Consider the following 19945-nt stretch of genomic DNA (forward strand, 5'->3'; position numbering starts at 1 on the left):
GCGCCCTGTGAGTGTGCCGTGATCAGTACTTGCGCTGCGGCATGATCTGCGCCGCGACGCTCTGCGGGAACACCGTTTCGTTCGTCACGATGCGCTTGGGCAACTGCTTGCCGGCCACGAGGTCCTTCACCGCGGTCATGAGCTGCGGCCCGAGCAGCGGGCTGCATTCCACGTCCACGTTGATCTTGCCCGCGACCATCGCCTGGAAGCCGCCGTGCGTGGCGTCGAACGAGACGACGCTCACATCCTTGCCCGGCTTCATGCCCGCTTCTTCCATGGCCTGGATTGCGCCCAGTGCCATGTCGTCGTTATGCGCGTAGACCACGTTCATCTGCTTGCCGTAGGTCTTCACGAACGCTTCCATGACCTGCTTGCCGCCCGCCAGCGTGAAGTCGCCGCTCTGCGACGCGATGATCTTGAACTTCGGATCGTTCTTGATCACTTCCATCAGGCCCGCATGGCGGTCGTTCGCGGGCGCGGAGCCCACCGTGCCCTGCAATTCGACGATGTTGATGGGGCCGGCGTCGTTGCGATAACGGTCTTCCAGCCACTTGCCCGCGCGCCGGCCTTCTTCGAGGAAGTCGGAGCCGATCATCGTGGTGTAGAGCGACTGGTCTTTCACGTCGATGGAACGGTCGGTGAGAATCACCGGAATGCCGGCCGCTTTTGCTTCGGTCAGCACCGGCTCCCAGCCGGATTCGACCACGGGCGAAAACGCGATCACGTCCACCTTTTGCGCGATGTACGAACGAATCGCCTTGATCTGGTTTTCCTGTTTCTGCTGGGCGTCCGAGAATTTCAGATTGATGCCGGCTTCCTTCGCGGCGCTCTTGATCGAGACCGTATTGGCGGTGCGCCATGCGCTTTCGGCGCCGACCTGCGCAAAGCCGAGCGTGATCTTTTTCTCGTCCGCATGGCTGCTGACAGCGGTCAGCGCGAATGCGGCGGCAAGCAGCACGCGAAGCGTCATGCGTTTCGTGGGTTCCATGGGGTGTGTCTCCGGTTCGTGTCGTTGGTATCCGGCACCGCCGTTCGCGTCCTGAGTCGGGTCTATGTGCCCGACAGCGGCAAGCACCGGTTCCTGCAGGCCCTGCTGTGACTGCTGTGTTGCCGACTGCTGATTGCTGCCCTGGTGTTGCCTGGGGGTTGCCTGGGGGTTGCCTGGGTGTCGCCTGGGTGTTGCCTGTTAATCCTGGTAATGCCGGATGTCTTGTGGCCGCGTTATTGCTGGCTGGATTCCGGCTTTCTTCTGCGCTTTTTTCTCAGGTTCTGTGAGTCTGCTTCGGTCATTTTTCATCCCGAAATGTGGCATGGTCAGGATGATTAATAGACATACTATATTCACCGAAACAGCCGCATGTGATCCGTGTTTTCCCCACCTAGCGCGAATAAATAGTCATGCTATTTGTTGATAAGGACGGCGATAAATTGCCGTCGTCCCACCATTTGCGTCCCGCGTTGCAGCATCGGAAAAATGGACCCTTCCCATGACAGATAAAACCCGCAAGCTGCGTTCGGCCGAATGGTTCGGCAGCGCCGACAAAAATGGCTTCATGTACCGCAGCTGGATGAAAAACCAGGGCATTCCGGACCACGAATTCGCGGGCAAGCCGATTATCGGCATCTGCAATACGTGGTCGGAACTCACGCCGTGCAACGCGCATTTCCGCAAGCTCGCGGAGCACGTGAAGCGCGGCATCTACGAAGCCGGTGGTTTCCCCGTGGAATTTCCGGTCTTTTCGAACGGCGAATCGAATCTGCGGCCCACGGCGATGTTCACGCGCAATCTCGCGAGCATGGACGTGGAAGAGTCGATTCGCGGCAACCCCATCGACGCGGTTGTGCTGCTCGCCGGCTGCGACAAGACCACGCCCGCGCTGCTGATGGGCGCCGCGAGCTGCGACGTGCCGGCCATTCTCGTCACGGGCGGGCCGATGCTCAACGGCAAGCATGAGGGCCACGACATCGGCTCGGGCACCATCGTCTGGCAGTTGAGCGAGGCCGTGAAAGCGGGGCGCATTTCGCTCGACGAATTCATGTCCGCGGAGGCGGGCATGTCGCGCTCGGCGGGCACCTGCAACACGATGGGCACGGCTTCCACGATGGCCTGCATGGCCGAAGCGCTGGGCGTCACGCTCCCGCACAACGCGGCGATTCCGGCCGTGGACGCGCGCCGCTACGTGATGGCGCATCTCTCCGGCATGCGCGTTGTCGACATGGTGTGGGACGACCTGCGAATCTCGAAACTGCTCACGCGCGCAGCCTTCGAAAACGCCATTCGCGTGAACGCGGCGATTGGAGGCTCGACCAACGCGGCCATTCATCTGAAGGCCATCGCCGGCCGCGTGGGCGTGCCGCTCGAACTGGACGACTGGACGCGCATCGGCCGCCACACGCCCACTCTCGTCGACCTGCAACCGTCAGGGCGTTTTCTGATGGAGGAGTTCTATTACGCGGGCGGTCTGCCCGCGGTGCTGCGACGCCTGGGCGAAGCCGGGCTCCTGCCGCATCCCGACGCGCTCACCGCGAACGGCAAGACGCTGTGGGACAACGTGCGCGCGGCGCCGAACTACAACGACGAAGTGATCCGCCCGCTCGACAAGCCGCTCGTGGCGGACGGCGGCCTGTGCGTGCTGCGCGGCAATCTCGCGCCGAACGGCGCGGTGCTGAAGCCGTCCGCAGCGACGCCTGAACTGCTCAAGCATCGCGGCCGCGCGGTGGTGTTCGAAAACCTCGAAGACTACAAGGCACGCATCGCCGACCCGGCGCTCGACGTGGACGCGAATTCCGTGCTCGTCATGAAGAACTGCGGTCCGAAGGGTTACCCCGGCATGGCCGAGGTCGGCAACATGGGTCTGCCGCCGAAGCTCCTGCGCGAAGGCGTGAAAGACATGGTGCGCATTTCGGATGCGCGCATGAGCGGCACGGCGTACGGCACGGTGGTGCTGCACGTCGCGCCGGAAGCACGCGCGGGCGGCCCGCTTGCCATCGTGCGCGACGGCGACTGGATCGAACTGGACTGCGAGACCGGCCGCCTGCATCTCGACATCACGGACGCCGACATGACCGCGCGCCTCGCGCAATGGAAAGCGGCGCAGCAAACGCTGCCCGCCGACACGAGCGGCTATCGCAAGCTTTACGTCGAACACGTGTTGCAGGCCGACGAAGGCTGCGACTTCGATTTCCTCGTGGGGTGCCGCGGGGCGGAAGTGCCCCGCCATTCGCACTAGATGTGCAATTAGATGTGGACGGGGCCGAGCACGCTGTCGGCATCCGCGCGTGCGTTTTCGAGCTGCACGAGGCTCGCGTGGCGCGCGCCCAGCGGGTCGCGGTTTTGCAGCGCCGTGAGTATCGCCTTGTGACGCGGCAGCGAAAGGGCGTGCGTGTCCGGATGGCGGCTCGTCAGCTTGATGGATTCCGATAACGCGAGCGACAGCATGTTGCCGATGTAGGCCAGCATGTCGTTGTGCGTGGCCGCCATGATGGCGCGGTGAAATTCGAGGTCGGGCGCGAGCAGGTCGCCCACCGTGGGCGCGTGCTCCATGCGTTCGAAGGCGGAGCCGATGCGCTTGAGGTCTTCGTCCGTGGCCGCCGTGGCCGCGAGCGCTGCGGCGGCCGGCTCGATGATGCGGCGCACGGCCAGCAGCGAATGGAAGAACGCGCTTTCCGGCACGCTGTTGATGGTCCAGTAGAGCACGTCCGGGTCCAGCATGTGCCATTCTTCGCGCGGCCGCACCACGCTGCCCACGCGCGGCTTCGACACCACCAGCCCCTTCGCCACCAGCACGCGCGTCGCCTCGCGCAGCACGGGCCGGCTCACGCCATAGGTTTCGCAGAGCATCGGTTCGGCGGGCAGCCGTTCGCCGGGCTTGAGCTTGCCGCTGACGATTTCGATGCCGAGCTCCTGCACGATGCGGGCGTGCATGCTCTTGCGGTTCTGAAGATGCCGGTAGTCCATGGTGTCCAGAGGGGGGCGTGCTGCCGCCGCTTGCCTTCCCATGCAAGCGCCGCGATGGCTGTTTGCGTTGGGTGAATCGTTGCGACGTTCGCCTCGATTGCCGATGTTGCTGTCCGCGCTTCGCCGTCCTGCAACAGCCGGTGACGCCACGGGGTAGCGCTGCAACAGCATAGCACGCAGGTTTTTGCGCGCCGGCGCGCCTTTCGTCGTCTGTCGCCGTGTCTTGCCGTGGCTCGCCGTACGTCGCCGTGTGCTGCCTTGTCCGCAGCCGCGCGAAACGGCTGCATCCGTCGAGGCGTCACGCTCGCTGGAACGCCGATGCGCAGCGGCGGCTCGCAAAACGCAGTGGCCCGCTTGCTGTTGAGCTTTTTTCAGAATGCCTGAGCGGACGCGTTCGTACCATCGGGAGCATCCCGTCTTTTGCCGATAAAAGCCGATGCCTTTCCTTCGCAACGCCTGGTACGTGGCCGCCTTCAGCAGCGAGGTGAAACCCGACGCGCCGCTTGCGCGCACGCTGCTCGACCAGCCCATCGTTTTCTTTCGCGATTCCGCGGGCGCGCCCGTGGCGCTCGACGACCGCTGCCCGCATCGCTTCGCGCCGCTTTCGCGCGGGCGTTGCGTGGACGGCGCGATCGAATGTCCGTATCACGGGCTGCGCTTCGGCGCGGCGGGCGAATGCACGCACAATCCGCACGGCGACGGGCGCGTGCCCGCGGGCGCGAAGGTGCGCGGCTACCCGCTGCTTGAACGCTACGGCGCGGTCTGGATCTGGCCCGGCGACCCGGCGCGCGCCGAGGCGAGCGCGCTGCCCGACTTCGGCTTTCTGGATCCGGCACATCGCTACACGAGTGAAGGCTATCTGCGCACGCAGGCGCACTATCAGCTGAGCGTCGACAACCTGCTCGACCTGAGCCACTTCCAGTTCCTGCACCCCGGCACGCTCGGCAGCGACGCCATGGCGCGCGGCAACGTCCAGTTCGCAAGCGACGACGAGACCGTCTGGGTCAGGCGCGAGGCGCACCGCGAGATCGTGCAGCCGTTCATGGCACGCTCGTTCGGCGTAGCGGAGGATGCGAGTGTCGACCGCTGGTTCGACGTGCGCTGGAATGCGCCGGGGCTGCTCGCCATCGCCGTGGGCCTCAACGAAACGGGCGCGCCGCCGGAAAACGCGCGGGTCTCGCCGTCGGCCCACTGGCTCACGCCGGAAACGACCACCACCACGCACTACTTCTTCTCGTTCGGGCTGCCGCGCGAGATGGGCGAAGCGGGCCAGGCGATCGTCGATCAAGCGATCGAAGGAATCATGGAGCCCTTCAGGAACGAGGACCTCCCGATGCTCGAAGCGCAGCAGCGTGCGATCGGCGATCGCGACTTCTGGTCGATGCAGCCGGCGATGCTGACCATCGACAAGGGCGCCGTGCGCGCGCGCCGCATCATGGAAGCGAAGCTTGCCCGCGAAGCGGCGGGCGGGGAGGGCGCGGCGGGCGCTACGGATGCCGGCGCATCGTTGGCCGGTCAACGGCCTGCTGCGCAGGGCGCTCCACAGCAGCCCGTTCCACAGCCCGATTTGCCGGCCAACCACGCCGCCTCGCAAGGCCCGAACGATCCGGCCCATTCCGACGACCCCGCCGCGGCGTTCTGGAAGATGCTCAACCTTGCCTAGCCACGAGCCCGCATGACGGCCACGCTCAGTTCGTTTCTCGCCGACGACGCCACGCGGTCCATGGCCGCGCTGCAACGCTATGTCAACGCGCCGGACCCCGACGCGGTATTTCTGGACGACATGCTGGAGCGCATCGAGGCCGCCCGCCGTCGGCCTTGTCCCACGCGTTCCCCGCGACCGCGCACCGGCCGCGCGCTGCGCGTGCTGCTGTTGAGCTACGCGGGCGCGGGCAACACGGGCGCGGACCTGCGGACCATCCAAACCATCCGCCACCTGCAACGTCTGTTCGGCGAGCGCGACGACCGCGGCGAGGGCTTGAGGATCGAACTCTTTGCACTGGGCGATCTCTTCGATCACCCGGTGCTGGCCGCCACCCCGCGCATGCCCGTGCAGTTGCCCTACGTGCCCGATGCGTTCGCCGCCGCCATACCCGACTACGACCTCGTGCTCAACGTGGAAGGGTCCACCTACACGTCGAAATTCTCGGACTCGCTCTCGGGCATGCTGATCGGCGGCGTCGCGCTGGCGAGCGCGGCGGGGGCGGTGGGGCCGGCCGGGGCGCCCGGCGCAGCGAACGGCGATGCGCAGGTCAGAGGCGTCGCATGGGGCATCGACAGCGGCGAGATGACGGACGCCCTGGCACGCTTCGCGCGGGCGGCGGCAACAACAGGCGCGCACATCTTCTGCCGCAACGATGCGGCGCGCGAGCATCTGGCGTCGCTCGACATCGCCTCGCTGCCGGGCGCGGACTGCGCCTGGAGCTGGACGCCGGTGCGCACCGCGCGCGTGGCGGCGTTGCCGGCGAACTATGTGGCGCTGTGTCCGAACAATCCGTTCTGGTGGCCCGTCACCGCGGACGTGGCGCGGGCGAAGGCGCTCGACACCCAGCGCGCAAGCTCCCCGCTGCGCTACGGCCCGTTTCACTTCCACACGTGGGACGACGCGCGGGAGGCGGCGTACGAGGCCTATGTCGAACGCTTCGCCGGATTGGCCGAACGCTTTCGCAAGCAAGGCTTTCCGCCCGTGCTGGTGGCCATGGAGCGGCTCGACCGGGCTGCCTGCGAGGCCATCGCGGCGCGCGTGCCCTTCGACGTGCCGATCATGGCGCGGGGCACCGCGACGCTGGACGACGTCGCAGGCACCGTGGCCCATGCCGCGCGCGTGGTGACGACACGCTACCACGCGGCCGTGGTGGCGATTGCGAACCGGGTGCCGGTGTTCGGTCTTTCGATGGACGCGCGCATCGACCGGCTGCTGACCGAAGGCGGGTTTCCCGGCTGGTTCGCGCGCTGCACGGACCCGGACGGCGGCGAACGGGCGCTTGCGCGCCTCTGCCAGCCGCAACCCGCCATCGATGCGCTGCGCGACGCCTACGCCTTGCTCGCAAGACGCGAGCAGATGCGGCTCGACCAGATGGGCGAATGGCTCGCGGCGGCCGTGGGCCAGCGGTAGAGCCTCGAACCGGTAATCCCGGCGGGCCCGACGCCGTGTACGAACGCATAATCGTCTGATCAGTCCGACACCGTCTGGTACCGCACCCTGCGCCGCCGAAAGGGCGAAATCGGCCAGAGAACCCCGCTACTTCGAGGCATTGGCCCGGCGCCTGGCGGCGTATCGTGTCATCAACGTTCTTCGGAATGTTTCCTCGGAATACTGACCACCCCGGGTCAGAATTCTTTACGCCGGCACTGCCGGCGTTTTTTTTGCTGACGCGGTCAGGCACCGTCCACGCGGCACGGTGCCGGCACGTCTGCGTGCGGTCCCGCTTCAAGTTTGCGTGCCGCAGGCCGTAAACTTCAGGGGAATCCTGCACCTGCAGGCTGGCATCCGCCCTTTGTCTGTTTCCCGCTATGGCCGCCGTTTCAGTCGCTCTCGCCTCCACCGCGCTTTTCGGCTTGCTGATGCTCGTGTTGCTCGGCTCGCTGTTGCGCTCCGGCGTGCCGGGCGTGCTCGAATGGTTCGCCGCCAACACCGTGCTCACGGCCGCGTTGCCACTGCTGCTCGCGCGCGGCCGCATTTCCGATGTTGTTTCCGTCCTGGTGGCCAACTTCCTCGTGGCGTTGGCGGGGTCGGTGCTGTACGCCGGATTCGCGCGTTTTCTCGGGCGCCCCGTGCGCTGGTCCTGGCTGCTGCTCGTTACCCTTTCGACCGTTCCCGCGCTTGCGTACTGGCGCTACGCCGTGGACAGCATCCCGGCGCGCGTGATGGTCTCCACGTTCTTCACCGCGGCCATCTGCTTTGCGACCGCCGTTCTCGTGGTGCGCAACCGCGAAGCCGATCGGGCGCGCTATCCGTACGTGGTGACGGTGGTGCTGGCAACGATCTTCGGGCTCTGCCAGCTGGCGCGCGGACTCTACTTCAGCGCGCTGCCGGGCGCGTCGAGCCCGCTCATGTTCACCACCAACGTCAACGTCATCCTGCTGTGCGTGGGCGCGGCCATCATGCCGGTGATGTCGATGTGCGCGATGCTGATGGTGCACGACGCACTGCTGGCCGATGCGCGCAAGGCCGTGAATCACGACTTCCTCACGGGCGCGCTGTCGCGCACGGGCTTTCAGGCGATGGCGCGCAAGTGCTTCGCCGAAGCGGACCAGCACGGCGCGCCGCTGTCGCTCCTGATCGTCGATCTGGACCGTTTCAAGACGATCAACGACACCTTCGGCCATGCTGGAGGCGACAGCGTGCTGCGAGAGTTCGCGGCGCTCACGCGCGTCCACCTGCGCCGCGACGATGCACTGGCGCGGCTGGGCGGCGAAGAGTTCGCGATCCTGCTGCCGCGCACGGCGCTCGCGGACGCCCGGCGCGTGGCCGAGCGCCTGCGCAGCGAAGCGAGCCGGCACGCCGTGAGCACCGACGCCGGCCCATGCCGCTACAGCATCAGCGGCGGCCTCGCGATGCGCGAGCAGGGCGAGACGCTGGATCGCCTGACCACGCGTGCCGACCGCGCGTTGTACGCGGCGAAGCTCGCGGGCCGTGACCGCGTCTGCCTGCACGAAGCGCCGCTCGAGCAGCCGGCGGCCTTCGGGTCGCCGACATGACGGACGAGATGAGCGGTGACATCGGCAGCAGCGGCGGCGCCCCTCCGTGTCCGGCCGCGGGCGGGTTTGCGTCCCACGCCAACTTCGCCTAAAGTTCTGCCGCGTCGTGCCGATATGGAGTTGCGCCACACCCTTATCCGCGGCGCTGGCCGAAGCTCGGCGCCGGGGTGAACCGCAGGTCCTCCAGCGTATTCGGCGGCACGCTGGCCTGTGCTTCTGCGTCGTCAAGTGGACCACCGGCTTTCCCCAACCGTAGCGGGACGACGCCAGGACGTCGCGCCAGCGCATCAGGGTGCATCAGGTGAAGCTCAGGTGAAAAACGCGAACGAAACCTACACGCTGCCGCGTGGCCGTCTGGCGACGTGGCTCACCGAGCCGGGGCAGGAGACGCCGCGCGACATCCGCGTCGAACTGGTCGGCACGCTGTTCGGCACGATGCCGATCTTCTTCGGCGGCGTGTTCAATACCATCGCCGTCGCCTGGGTGCTCGCGGCGCGCCATCCCACTGTCCTGTTCCGCCTGTGGCTCGTTGCCGAAATCGTCGTGTGCACGACGCGCTGGGCCGTGCTCGTGATCGCGCGGCAGCGCGCGAAGCAAGGCAAACCGACCCCCACCGACTTCTACATCAGCCTTGCGCCGCTCTGGGGCGCCACCGTGGGCTATGGCGCGTTCGTGAGTGCGATCAGCGGCGACTGGGTGGCCGCCACGCTCTCGTTCCTGTCCGCGGCCGCCATGGTGGGCGGCATCTGTTTTCGCAACTTCGCGGCGCCGCGCCTCGTAGCCGTGATGATCTTCCTGTCGCTCGGGCCGTGCTGCATCGGCGCGCTGCTGGCGGGCCAGAAGGTGCTGCTGCTCACGCTCGTGCAGATTCCGTTTTATCTCTTCGCGATGAGCGCGGCGGCGCGGCGCCTCAACGCGATGCTTATCACCACCATGAAGGCCGAGCGCGAAAACGACCGGCGCGCGCGTCACGACGGCCTCACGGGTCTCTTGAACCGCACCGGTCTCTTCCACGCCGCGCGCAACGGCTGGGGGACGGGCGCCCGCATGCAGCCCGGCATGATGCTGCTGTATCTGGACCTCGACGGCTTCAAGCCCGTCAACGACGCCTACGGCCACGAAGCCGGCGACACGCTGCTCGTGCAGGTAGCCGAACGGCTGCGTGCGCTGGCAGGCAAGCACGCGCTCGTGGCGCGCCTTGGCGGTGACGAATTCGTGATTCTCGACGACGGCGCCGCGTTCCCGGGCAAGGACGGCCCACACCAGTTCGCCCACGCCATGGCGCGCGAGATCGCGAAGCCGTTCGAGCTAGCGCCGGGCATCACGGCGCAGGTGGGCGCGAGTATCGGCATGGCGACCGTGCCGGACGACGCCACGAACATCGACGCCGTCCTGCGCCTTGCCGACGCCGCGATGTACGACGCCAAGCGCAAGCGCAAGAAGGACGGGTGGGGCGTGAGGCAGGGGCCGTCGGTTTCCGAAGCCGGCGCCGAATCCATCTCGTCCACGGACGCGGGACGTTGAGACACGCCATGCCGGGTGGCGTGCGCGGCCGCGGTTCTTGCGCGGCTCAGTCTTCGCGTCAGTCCACCACGCCCACCCGATACCGGGTGGTCTGCCGATACGTCTCGCCGGGCCGCAGCACGACGCGCTCACTGCTTTCCATGTTGATCTCGTTGGGAAACGCCGCGGCCTCCAGACACAGGCCCGCGTGCCGCCGATACACCGTGCCGTTGCGCCCCGGCTCGCCTTCCAGATAGTTGCCCGTATAGAACTGCAGTCCGCGCTCGTTGGTGGACACGACGAGTTCGCGCCCGCTGCCCGGGTCGTAGGCGCGCGCCACCTCGCGCACCGTGAATGCATTCGCGTCGGCGCCCGCGCCCGCAGGCTCGCGCAGGATGTAGCAATGGTCGAAGCCGCCCGCGCGGGCCAACTGCGCATGCGGCCAGTCGAGCCGCGCACCCAGCGGCGCGCTGTGGCGGAAGTCGAACGCGTTGCCCGCCACGTCGGCGCGCTCGATGGGAATCAGCTCCGCGTTCACTTCGAAGAACGCGTCGGCGTCGATCGTCATCACGTGGCCGCGAATGTCCGTGCCGGGCTGGCCCGTGAGGTTGAAGTAGCCGTGGCTCGTGAGGTTGAGCGGCGTGGGCGCGTCGGTGAGCGCCTCGTAGTCGAGGGTGAGCGTGCCGTCGTCGTCGAACGTGTAGCGCACCTGCACGCTCACGTTGCCCGGAAATCCGGCGTCGCCTTCGGGCGAATCGAGGCGCATGACGAGCGCGTCGCCGTCTTCCGTCACGTCCCACATCGCCCGATGAAAGCCGTGCGAGCCGCCGTGCAGCAGGTTGTTGCCCTCGTTGCGGTCGAGCGCGTATTCGATGCCGTCCAGCGTGAAGCGCGCGTTGGCGATGCGGTTGGCCCAGCGGCCCACGAGTCCGCCCATGTAGGCGCCGCTCGCGAGATATTCGGCGGGCGTGTCGTGGCCGAGCAGGATGTCGCCTAGGCGGCCGGTACGGTCCGGCACGTGCCACGAGACGAGCGTGGCGCCCAGGTCGCTGATGGCCACCTTCATGCCGTGCGCGTTGCGCAGCGTGAAGAGCGTGACCGGCTCGCCGTCGGGCAGCGTGCCCCAGGGTTCGGAAGTCAGTTGCGCGGTTCGGATCATGGAGTCTGCAGATTCGGATAAGACAGGGACGGACGGTTGCAACGACAGGGCGGCCCTGTATGGCCCTTATGGCGGTTATGGCGCCACCGCGGACCTCGCGCGTTCCTGATACTCGCGCGGCGTGCAGCCCAGTTCGCGGCGGAATACGGCATACATGTACTGCAGCGACGTGAACCCGCAACGCACGGCCACTTCCGCGCTCGATGCATCGCCCTTCACGAGCATCGCCTTGGCCGCGTCGAGCTTGTAGCGCAGTATCTCCTGGTGCACCGTGCACTGCATCTCACGCCGAAAATATTCCTCCAGCGAAGAACGCGACACGCCCACGTGGTCGGCCACCTGTTCGGTGCGAATGCCCTGGCACGCGTACTGCCGGATGAAGTGGCGCGCGCGCTTCACGTACTGGCTCGCGAGCGGCTGGTACTTCGTCGATTCGAGCACGTTGATGCCCACCGGCGGCACGAGCACGCGGTGGCCCGGAAAGCGCGCGCCGTGCAGCATCTTGTGCAGCAGGTGCGCGGCGGTGCGGCCCATCTCTTCGGTGCCCTGAATTACTGACGAAAGCTGGATGCGCGTCAGCGTGCGCGTGAGCGGATCGTTGTCGATGCCGATGATCGCCACTTCCTCGGGCACCGGAATGCCCGCGATCAGACACGCCTGGAGCAGGTGCCGCGCGCGGGCGTCCGTGACGGCGAGAATGCCGACCGGCTTCGGCAGGCGTTCGAGCCAGGCCGCGAGTTGCTCGGTGGCGTGGTTCCAGTCCGGCGCGCTGGTGGTCAGGCCGCGATAGATTTCCGCTTCCATGCCTTCGGCCTGCGCGAGCCGCTCGAAGGCGAGTTCGCGCTGCTGCGCCCAGCGGTTGGTGGGCGACTCGGGCAGGCTGTAGCAGGCCATGTGCTGCAACCCCGCGCCCAGCAGGTGGTTGACGGCGAGCGAGATCAGCTTGGCGTTGTCGGTGGCGATGTACGGCAGGTTCGGCGGGTACTGGGCAGCGTCTTCATACGACGAGCCCACCGCGACGAGCGGCAGCGTGCAGTCCGCGAGCACTTCGCATACGGCGGGGTCGTCGAAGTCCGCGATGATGCCGTCGCCGTCGAAGTGCTCGATGCCCGCGAGGCGGCAGCGGAAGTCCTCTTCCAGAAAGAGATCCCACGCCACACGCGTGGAGCGCAGATAGTCGCCAATGCCTGTGATGATCTCGCGGTCGTACACCTTGTTCGCATTGAACAGCAGCGCGATGCGGTGCGTCTTCTGGGGCGTCGGGTGTCGGATCGTGCTCGGCATGATGGTGGATGGGCACGGCGCGAACTGAAGCACAGCGCGCGGCTCACCCTTGTCTCCTGTCTTTGTCCGGTTCCTGGTTTCGCCTTACCTGTTGACCTGCCTGCCCGGCAGGAACAAGCAAAGCGTCCGGCGGTTTTAAGCGTCTGGCTATTTTAGGCGTCTTGCGCATTCGTGCCGAACATGGCGATGACGTTTGGCGGGAAACATCACGGGCGCTGTGAAATTTCGCAATTGTCGGCGGCGGGCCTGCACTGGCAGCATGGCCGCACCTTATCGAACGGCGCCCACGGCATGTCCACCTCATGCCCAACGCGCGCCGTGCCGCACCTGCTGTGACCGCTGCGGCGCAACATGACAATGGAGACGCCATGTCCTACTTCGAGCACATCCCGCCCGTCCGTTACGAAGGTCCGCAGTCCGAGCATTCGCTCGCCTATCGCCATTACAACCGCGAGAAGCGCGTGCTCGGCAAGACGATGGAAGAGCATCTGCGCATCGCCGTCTGCTACTGGCACACCTTCGTGTGGCCCGGCGTCGACATCTTCGGGCAAGGCACCTTTCACCGCCCGTGGCAGCAACCGGGCGACGCCATGGAGCGCGCGCAGCAAAAGGCCGACCACGCCTTCGAGTTCTTCACGAAGCTCGGCGTGCCGTACTACACGTTCCACGACACCGACGTCGCGCCCGAAGGCGAGAACATTCGCGACTATGTAGAGAACTTCGCGCGCATGACGGACTACCTCGCGCGCAAGCAGCAGGACAGCGGCATGAAGCTGCTGTGGGGCACGGCCAACCTGTTCTCGCATCCGCGTTACGCCGCGGGCGCCGCGACGAACCCGAACCCCGAGATGTTCGCGTATGCCGCGACCCAGGTGAGCCACGCGCTCGACGCCACGCACAAGCTGGGCGGCGACAACTACGTGCTGTGGGGCGGCCGCGAAGGCTACGACACGCTGCTCAACACCGACCTCGTGCGCGAGCGCGAGCAGTTCGCGCGCTTTCTCAACATGGTGGTGGAGCACAAACACCGTATCGGCTTCAAGGGCACGCTCCTCATCGAGCCGAAGCCGCAGGAGCCCACCAAGCACCAGTACGACTACGACGTGGCCACGGTGCACGGCTTTCTCACCCAGTACGGATTGCAGAACGAAATTCGCGTGAACATCGAGGCGAATCACGCCACGCTCGCGGGTCACTCGTTCCATCACGAGATTGCGATGGCGTTTGCGCTTGGCATCTTCGGCAGCGTGGATGCGAACCGCGGCGACCCGCAGAACGGCTGGGACACGGACCAGTTTCCCAACAGCGTCGAAGAAATGACGCTCGCGTTCTACGAGATCCTGCGTCATGGTGGATTCACCACGGGCGGCATGAACTTCGACTCGAAGGTACGCCGCCAGAGCGTGGACGCCGAAGACCTGTTTTACGGCCACGTGGGCGCCATTGACCTGCTCGCGCTCGCGCTGGAACGCGCGGCGGCGCTCGTGGAGAACGACCGGCTCGAACAGTTCAGGCAGCAACGCTACGCGGGCTGGGACACGGAGTTCGGCCGCAAGATTCTCTCGGGCGGCTACACGCTGCAAAGCCTCGCGGCCGAGGCGCAGCAGCGCGGCATTCATCCCGTACACGTGAGCGGGCGCCAGGAGCAGCTCGAGAACATCGTGAACCAGGCCATTTACGGCGTGCGTTGAGACGCTCCGCGCGCGAATCCGCACGCGGCAAAACAAGACACTGGGCGAGACACCATGTTCATCGGCATCGACCTCGGCACGTCGGGCGTAAAGGCCGTGCTGCTCGACCGCGACGGGCACGTGCGCTGCACGGCGACGCATGCGCTCGCCGTGTCGCGACCGCAGCCGCGCTGGTCCGAGCAGTCGCCGCACGACTGGTGGGCCGCGACTACCGCGGCGATGGAAGACCTGCTCGCGCAGGCGCAGGCAGCCGGCATCGAGCGCGCCGGCATCGAAGCCATCGGGCTTACGGGCCAGATGCACGGCGCCACGCTGCTGGATGCGAACGGCGACGTGCTGCGCCCCGCGATTCTCTGGAACGACGGCCGCTCGGATACCGAATGCGTCGAACTCGAAGCCGCGGTGCCGCAGTTGCATCAGATCGCCGGCAACCTCGCGATGCCGGGCTTCACGGCACCCAAGCTGCTGTGGGTGCGCAAGCACGAGCCCGATTGCTTCGCGCGTATCGCGAAAGTGCTGCTGCCGAAAGACTATCTGCGCTATCGCCTTACGGGCGGTTTCGCGACCGATCCCTCCGATGCAGCGGGCACGCTGTGGCTCGACGTGGCGAAGCGCGATTACAGCGACGTGCTGCTCGCCGCGTGTGGACTCTCGCGCGAGCAGATGCCGGACGTGTTCGAAGGCAATCGCGTGACGGGCACGCTCACGCCCGAGCTTGCGCGCGCATGGGGGCTGCGCGAAGTGCCGGTGGCGGCGGGCGGCGGCGACAACGCCGCGGGCGCCGTGGGCGTGGGCATCGTGAAACCGGGGCAAGCCATGCTGTCGCTGGGTACGTCCGGCGTCTATTTCGCGGTGTCGGACGGCTTTCTCGCGAATCCCGCGTCGGCCGTGCATAGCTTCTGTCATGCGTTGCCGCGCACGTGGCACTTGATGTCCGTGATGCTCAATGCGGCGGGCTGTCTCGACTTCTGCGCGCGCCTGACGGGCTACGCCGACGTAGCCGCGCTGCTCGCCGATGCCGAGGCGCATGCGGGCCGTGCGCACCCCTGGTTCCTGCCGTATCTGAGCGGCGAACGCACGCCCTGGAACAACGTGAACGCGCGCGGCGTGTATCACGGCATGACGCCCGACACGAACCGCGCCGACCTCGCCAACGCTACGCTGGAAGGCGTCGGGTTCGCGCTACTCGACGGCATGGACGCCTTGCATGCGGCCGGCCTCGTGCCCGACGAGATCACGCTGGTGGGCGGCGGTTCGCGCAGCCCGTACTGGACGCAGATGCTCGCCGACATCGCGGGCCGCACGCTCACGCTGCGCGCCGGCGGCGAGGTGGGTCCGGCACTAGGCGCGGCGCGCCTCGCGCATCTCGCCGTGGAGCCGGGTGCGTCGCTCGAAGCGGTGTGTCCCACGCCGCCCGTTACCGCGGTGCGCGAGCCCAACGCGAGCCGCCACGCGTGGTACAGCGACACGCGCCGCCCCGTGTTTCGTGCGTTGTATCGCGCGCTGGAGCCGGTGTTCGCCGCGACGGCGTAACCACCGCAGCGGTGAAGAAGCAGTAACGCGTCGCGCGAAGGGCCGCGCGGCGCCGCAAGACGGCATTACATCAACGACCATAAACAGGAGTGAGACATGAAACCCGTACTGCGTGCTACCCGTCGTTCCGTTCTGGCTTCGCTGCTATGCACCGCCATGGCCGCGAGTCTGTCGCTCGTCGCACCGCTTGCGCATGCGAGCAAGGACCATCCCGAAATCGGCTTCTGCATCGACGATCTGCGCGTGGAGCGCTGGTCGCGCGACCGCGACTACTTCGTGGCCGCCGCGCAGAAGCTGGGGGCCACCGTTTCCGTGCAGTCCGCGGATGCGAGCGAAGAGCGCCAGATCTCGCAGATCGAAAACCTGATTTCGCGCGGCGTCGACGTGATCGTGATCGTGCCGTTCAACTCGAAGACGCTCGGCAACGTGGTGGCCGAAGCGAAGAAGGCCGGCATCAAGGTGGTGTCGTACGACCGCCTGATTCTGGATGCCGACGTGGACGCCTACATCTCGTTCGACAACGAGAAGGTGGGCGAACTGCAGGCGCAGGGCGTCTATAACGCGAAGCCGAAGGGCAACTACTTCCTGCTGGGCGGCGCCCCTACCGACAACAACGCGAAGATGCTGCGCGAAGGGCAGTTGAAGGTGTTGAAGCCCGCTATCGATCGCGGCGATATCAAGGTGGTGGGCCAGCAGTGGGTGCCGGAGTGGAGTGCGTCCACCGCGCTGCGCATCATGGAAGACGCGCTCACCGCGAACAACAACAAGATCGACGCCGTGGTCGCCTCGAACGACGGCACCGCGGGCGGCGCGATCCAGGCGCTGGCCGCGCAACACCTGGCGGGCAAGGTGCCCGTCTCGGGCCAGGACGCGGATCTTGCCGCCGTGAAGCGCGTGATCGCGGGCACGCAGACCATGACGGTCTACAAGCCGCTCAAGCTGATTGCAGGCGAAGCCGCGAAGCTCGCCGTGCAACTCGCGAAGGGCGAAAAGCCCGCGTACAACGCGCAGTACGACAACGGCAAGAAGAAGGTGGATACGGTCCTGCTGCAACCCACGCTGCTCACGAAGAGCAACGTCGATGTGGTGGTGAAGGACGGCTTCTATACGCAGGCACAACTCGCGAGCCAATAACAAGGCAATAAGCAAGGCAATAAGCGGGCAGGGGGCAGGCACTCGCTGCAGGCGCGCCGTTGCGTGCCTGCAGCGAGCCTGATGCTGCTGTCGTATCCCCTCAGTGAGGCAAAAGCGAATGGAGCAACCACTGCTGACGATGCGTGGCATCGTCAAGGCTTTCTCGGGCGTCAAGGCGCTGTCGGGCATCGATCTCACCGTGCATGCCGGCGAATGCGTCGGCCTGTGCGGCGAGAACGGCGCCGGCAAATCGACGCTCATGAAGGTGCTTTCGGGCGTGTATCCGCACGGCACATGGGAAGGCGAGATCCTCTGGGAAGGCAAGCCGCTCAAAGCCGCGAACGTGCGCGATACGGAGCATGCGGGCATCGTCATCATCCACCAGGAACTCATGCTCGTACCCGAGCTTTCGGTGGCCGAGAACATCTTCCTCGGCAACGAAATCACGCTGCCGGGCGGCCGCATGAACTATGCGGCCATGTATCAACGTGCCGACGAACTGCTGCGCAGCCTCAACATAGAAGGCATCAACGTGGCGCAGCCCGTCATGAACTACGGCGGCGGCCACCAGCAGCTCATCGAGATCGCGAAGGCGCTCAACAAGCGCGCGAAGCTGCTGATTCTGGACGAGCCGTCGTCGTCGCTCACGGCGTCGGAAACGCGCATCCTGCTCGACATCGTGCGCGACCTGAAGCGGCGCGGCGTGGCATGCGTCTACATCTCGCACAAGCTCGACGAAGTGGAGGCCGTGTGCGACACCATTACGGTGATCCGCGACGGCCGGCACGTGGGCACGGCGCCCATGAGCACGCTCACCACCGAACGCATCATCCAGATGATGGTGGGCCGCGAGATCACGCAGCTCTTTCCGCGTGAAGAACACACGGTGGGCGAGGTCGTGTTCGAGGCGCGCAACGTCACGTGCTTCGACGTCACCAACCCGCGCAGAAAGCGCGTGGACGACGTGTCGTTCGCGGTGCGGCGCGGCGAGATTGTGGGTGTGGCCGGGCTGGTGGGGGCAGGGCGCACGGAGCTCATGCAGGCCGTGTTCGGTGCATATCCGGGCACGAGCAGCGCCACGGTGATACTCGAAGGCAAGCCGCTCAAGGTGCGCTCGCCGCTCGACGCGATTCGCGCCGGCATCGCGATGGTGCCCGAGGACCGCAAACGCCACGGCATCGTGCCCGCGCTCGGCGTGGGGCACAACATCACGCTTGCGGTGCTGGAGCGCTTTGTAAAGCGCGGACGCATCGACGCCGCAGCCGAACTCGACGCCATCAACGCGCAGATCCGGCGCCTGTCGATCCGCACGGCGCACCCGATGCTTTCCATTGCGAGCCTTTCGGGCGGCAACCAGCAAAAGGCCGTGCTCACGAAGATGCTGATGACCGAGCCGAAGGTGCTGATTCTCGACGAGCCCACGCGCGGCGTGGACGTGGGCGCCAAGTACGAGATCTACCGGCTCATCTTCGAACTCGCGAAGCGCGGCATGGCGATCGTGATGGTGTCGTCGGAGTTGCCCGAAGTGCTGGGCATCAGCGACCGCGTGCTCGTGATCGGCGAAGGCGAGTTGCGCGGCGACTTCGTCAACGACGGCCTCACGCAGGAACGCATTCTCACCGCGGCCATTCAGCCCGCGCGGCGCCCAGCCGAAGCGGCCGGCGCCGGTCCGTTCATCACTCATACCGGAGCGAGTGCAGCATGACTCCCGACCTCACTTCATCGCCCGCGCCGTCGCCGTATGGCGCCGAACGCATCAAGCAACTGTTCGCGCGCTACAAGGTGCTCGCGCTGCTGCTCGCGGTGGCGGCCATCTGGATATTCTTTTCGGTGCTCACGCACGGTGCGTTCGTCACGCCGCGCAACGTCTCGAACCTGCTGCGGCAGATGTCGATCACGGGCATGCTCGCGTGCGGCATGGTGTTCGTCATCATCGCGGGCGAGATCGACCTTTCCGTCGGATCGCTGCTCGGTCTCCTGGGCGGCGTGGCTGCGATTCTCGACGTGAATCATCACTGGCCCGTGGCCGCGACCGTGCCCGCCGTGATGGTGCTCGGCGTGCTGGTGGGCATGTTTAACGGCTGGTGGTCCACGTGGCGGCGCGTGCCGTCGTTCATCGTGGGGCTGGGCGGCATGCTCGCGTATCGCGGCATCCTGCTCGGCATCACGGGCGGCTCCACCATCGCGCCCGTTTCCGACAACCTCGTGTTCATCGGCCAGGGCTACCTGCCGCGCGTGGTGGGCGATACGCTCGCGGTCGTGCTGTTCGCCGTGGTGGCGCTGCTCACGGTGCGCAACCGGCGTAATCGGCAGCACTATCAGCTTGCCGTGGTGCCGATGTGGCAGGACGTGACCAAGGTGGTCGCGGCGGGCGCCGTGCTGCTCGCGTTCGTCGCCATGCTCGACCAGTACGGCGGTATTCCGGTGCCGGTGCTGCTGCTGCTTGCTTTGCTCGGCATTTTTACGTGGATCGCCACGCAGACCGTGTTCGGCCGGCGCATCTATGCGGTGGGCTCGAACCTGGAGGCCACGCGGCTCTCGGGCGTCAACACCGACCGCGTGAAGCTCGCCATCTTCGCGCTGATGGGCCTGATGTGCGCGTTCGGCGGGATCGTGAACACCGCGCGGCTCGCGGCGGGCTCGCCTTCGGCGGGCTCGATGGGCGAACTCGATGCGATCGCGGCGTGCTTCATCGGCGGTACGTCGATGCGCGGTGGCTCGGGCACTGTCTACGGCGCGCTGATCGGCGCGCTCGTGATGGCGAGCCTCGACAACGGCATGTCGATGCTCGACGTGGATGCGTACTGGCAGATGATCGTGAAGGGCACCATCCTCGTGCTCGCGGTATGGATCGATGTGGTGTCGGGGTCGAACCGGCGTTGATTGTTGTTTTGCCGCCGTTCCGGAGTTCTGCCTTCCAGGCTATCCCGCTTTCTGGTTTGTGGCTGCCGCCCGCGCTCGTGTCCTGGCGCGCGGCGGTCG

At 66.5% G+C, this 19945-nt stretch carries 14 protein-coding genes; 10 read left to right on the top strand and 4 right to left on the bottom strand.

Annotated features, from left to right (window positions below; all coding sequences use genetic code 11):
* Positions 1-22 precede the first annotated feature (22 nt).
* Positions 23-988 (bottom strand): ABC transporter substrate-binding protein, encoded by a 966-nt coding sequence (locus PXJ20_RS13020; RefSeq protein WP_017775529.1) that lies wholly within the window; start codon positions 986-988, stop codon positions 23-25.
* Between the two features lie 499 nt (positions 989-1487).
* On the opposite strand from PXJ20_RS13020, the gene PXJ20_RS13025 reads away from it, so the two are divergent.
* Entirely contained in the window at positions 1488-3230 is a 1743-nt protein-coding gene (locus PXJ20_RS13025; protein WP_421032163.1) for an IlvD/Edd family dehydratase, read from the top strand.
* 8 nt (positions 3231-3238) lie between these two features.
* Here the strand turns inward: PXJ20_RS13025 and PXJ20_RS13030 are convergent, their stop codons facing one another.
* Positions 3239-3958, bottom strand: coding sequence for a FadR/GntR family transcriptional regulator (locus PXJ20_RS13030; RefSeq protein ID WP_017775531.1), 720 nt, complete (start codon positions 3956-3958; stop codon positions 3239-3241).
* Between the two features lie 436 nt (positions 3959-4394).
* Here PXJ20_RS13030 and PXJ20_RS13035 point away from each other — a divergent pair, with 436 nt between their 5' ends.
* The 4 genes from PXJ20_RS13035 (at position 4395) to PXJ20_RS13050 (ending at position 10183) form a co-directional block, all read left to right on the top strand.
* Positions 4395-5621: a Rieske 2Fe-2S domain-containing protein gene (locus tag PXJ20_RS13035; protein WP_421032164.1), complete on the top strand. Its 1227-nt coding sequence runs from the start codon at positions 4395-4397 to the stop codon at positions 5619-5621.
* A gap of 12 nt (positions 5622-5633) precedes the next feature.
* Positions 5634-7073 carry a polysaccharide pyruvyl transferase family protein gene (locus PXJ20_RS13040; protein WP_421032165.1) on the top strand — a complete coding sequence of 480 codons (1440 nt, stop codon included), beginning with the start codon at positions 5634-5636 and terminating at the stop codon, positions 7071-7073.
* 398 nt (positions 7074-7471) lie between these two features.
* Positions 7472-8659: a GGDEF domain-containing protein gene (locus PXJ20_RS13045; protein WP_421032166.1), complete on the top strand. Its 1188-nt coding sequence runs from the start codon at positions 7472-7474 to the stop codon at positions 8657-8659.
* Between the two features lie 312 nt (positions 8660-8971).
* Positions 8972-10183: a diguanylate cyclase domain-containing protein gene (locus PXJ20_RS13050; RefSeq protein WP_421032167.1), complete on the top strand. Its 1212-nt coding sequence runs from the start codon at positions 8972-8974 to the stop codon at positions 10181-10183.
* Between the two features lie 58 nt (positions 10184-10241).
* On the opposite strand, the gene PXJ20_RS13055 is transcribed toward PXJ20_RS13050, so the two are convergent.
* Both PXJ20_RS13055 and PXJ20_RS13060 read right to left on the bottom strand, forming a co-directional pair.
* Positions 10242-11321 (bottom strand): aldose epimerase family protein, encoded by a 1080-nt coding sequence (locus PXJ20_RS13055; RefSeq protein WP_421032168.1) that lies wholly within the window; start codon positions 11319-11321, stop codon positions 10242-10244.
* A 75-nt stretch (positions 11322-11396) separates the two neighbouring features.
* The gene (locus PXJ20_RS13060; RefSeq protein WP_026121609.1) at positions 11397-12605 is read right to left on the bottom strand and encodes a XylR family transcriptional regulator; all 1209 of its coding nucleotides are present in this window, start codon (positions 12603-12605) and stop codon (positions 11397-11399) included.
* Positions 12606-12973: 368 nt separating this feature from the next.
* On the opposite strand from PXJ20_RS13060, the gene xylA reads away from it, so the two are divergent.
* The 5 genes from xylA to PXJ20_RS13085 all read left to right on the top strand — a co-directional run bounded on the left by xylA (position 12974) and on the right by PXJ20_RS13085 (position 19846).
* Positions 12974-14296: a xylose isomerase gene (gene xylA, locus PXJ20_RS13065; RefSeq protein WP_126877219.1), complete on the top strand. Its 1323-nt coding sequence runs from the start codon at positions 12974-12976 to the stop codon at positions 14294-14296.
* 54 nt (positions 14297-14350) lie between these two features.
* Complete coding sequence (xylB, locus tag PXJ20_RS13070; RefSeq protein ID WP_017775540.1) at positions 14351-15829, top strand: xylulokinase; 1479 nt, start codon at positions 14351-14353, stop codon at positions 15827-15829.
* Between the two features lie 96 nt (positions 15830-15925).
* On the top strand, positions 15926-16963 hold the full coding sequence (gene xylF / locus PXJ20_RS13075) for a D-xylose ABC transporter substrate-binding protein (RefSeq protein WP_017775541.1): 1038 nt from the start codon (positions 15926-15928) through the stop codon (positions 16961-16963).
* A gap of 118 nt (positions 16964-17081) precedes the next feature.
* Positions 17082-18668 carry a D-xylose ABC transporter ATP-binding protein gene (gene xylG / locus PXJ20_RS13080; protein WP_017775542.1) on the top strand — a complete coding sequence of 529 codons (1587 nt, stop codon included), beginning with the start codon at positions 17082-17084 and terminating at the stop codon, positions 18666-18668.
* The gene (locus PXJ20_RS13085; RefSeq protein WP_017775543.1) at positions 18665-19846 is read left to right on the top strand and encodes a sugar ABC transporter permease; all 1182 of its coding nucleotides are present in this window, start codon (positions 18665-18667) and stop codon (positions 19844-19846) included. Before xylG ends, PXJ20_RS13085 begins: the two co-directional genes overlap by 4 nt.
* Positions 19847-19945: the final 99 nt, after the last annotated feature.

This window comes from Paraburkholderia sp. A1RI_3L, from assembly GCF_048957895.1.
Classification (GTDB): domain Bacteria; phylum Pseudomonadota; class Gammaproteobacteria; order Burkholderiales; family Burkholderiaceae; genus Paraburkholderia; species Paraburkholderia kururiensis.

Coding starts and splice junctions, on each gene's coding strand:
- PXJ20_RS13020 (WP_017775529.1), bottom strand. CDS start 988: ATGGAACCCACGAAACGCATGACGCTTCGCGTGCTGCTTGCCGCCGCA.
- PXJ20_RS13025 (WP_421032163.1), top strand. CDS start 1,488: ATGACAGATAAAACCCGCAAGCTGCGTTCGGCCGAATGGTTCGGCAGC.
- PXJ20_RS13030 (WP_017775531.1), bottom strand. CDS start 3,958: ATGGACTACCGGCATCTTCAGAACCGCAAGAGCATGCACGCCCGCATC.
- PXJ20_RS13035 (WP_421032164.1), top strand. CDS start 4,395: ATGCCTTTCCTTCGCAACGCCTGGTACGTGGCCGCCTTCAGCAGCGAG.
- PXJ20_RS13040 (WP_421032165.1), top strand. CDS start 5,634: ATGACGGCCACGCTCAGTTCGTTTCTCGCCGACGACGCCACGCGGTCC.
- PXJ20_RS13045 (WP_421032166.1), top strand. CDS start 7,472: ATGGCCGCCGTTTCAGTCGCTCTCGCCTCCACCGCGCTTTTCGGCTTG.
- PXJ20_RS13055 (WP_421032168.1), bottom strand. CDS start 11,321: ATGATCCGAACCGCGCAACTGACTTCCGAACCCTGGGGCACGCTGCCC.
- PXJ20_RS13060 (WP_026121609.1), bottom strand. CDS start 12,605: ATGCCGAGCACGATCCGACACCCGACGCCCCAGAAGACGCACCGCATC.
- xylA (WP_126877219.1), top strand. CDS start 12,974: ATGTCCTACTTCGAGCACATCCCGCCCGTCCGTTACGAAGGTCCGCAG.
- xylB (WP_017775540.1), top strand. CDS start 14,351: ATGTTCATCGGCATCGACCTCGGCACGTCGGGCGTAAAGGCCGTGCTG.
- xylF (WP_017775541.1), top strand. CDS start 15,926: ATGAAACCCGTACTGCGTGCTACCCGTCGTTCCGTTCTGGCTTCGCTG.
- xylG (WP_017775542.1), top strand. CDS start 17,082: ATGGAGCAACCACTGCTGACGATGCGTGGCATCGTCAAGGCTTTCTCG.
- PXJ20_RS13085 (WP_017775543.1), top strand. CDS start 18,665: ATGACTCCCGACCTCACTTCATCGCCCGCGCCGTCGCCGTATGGCGCC.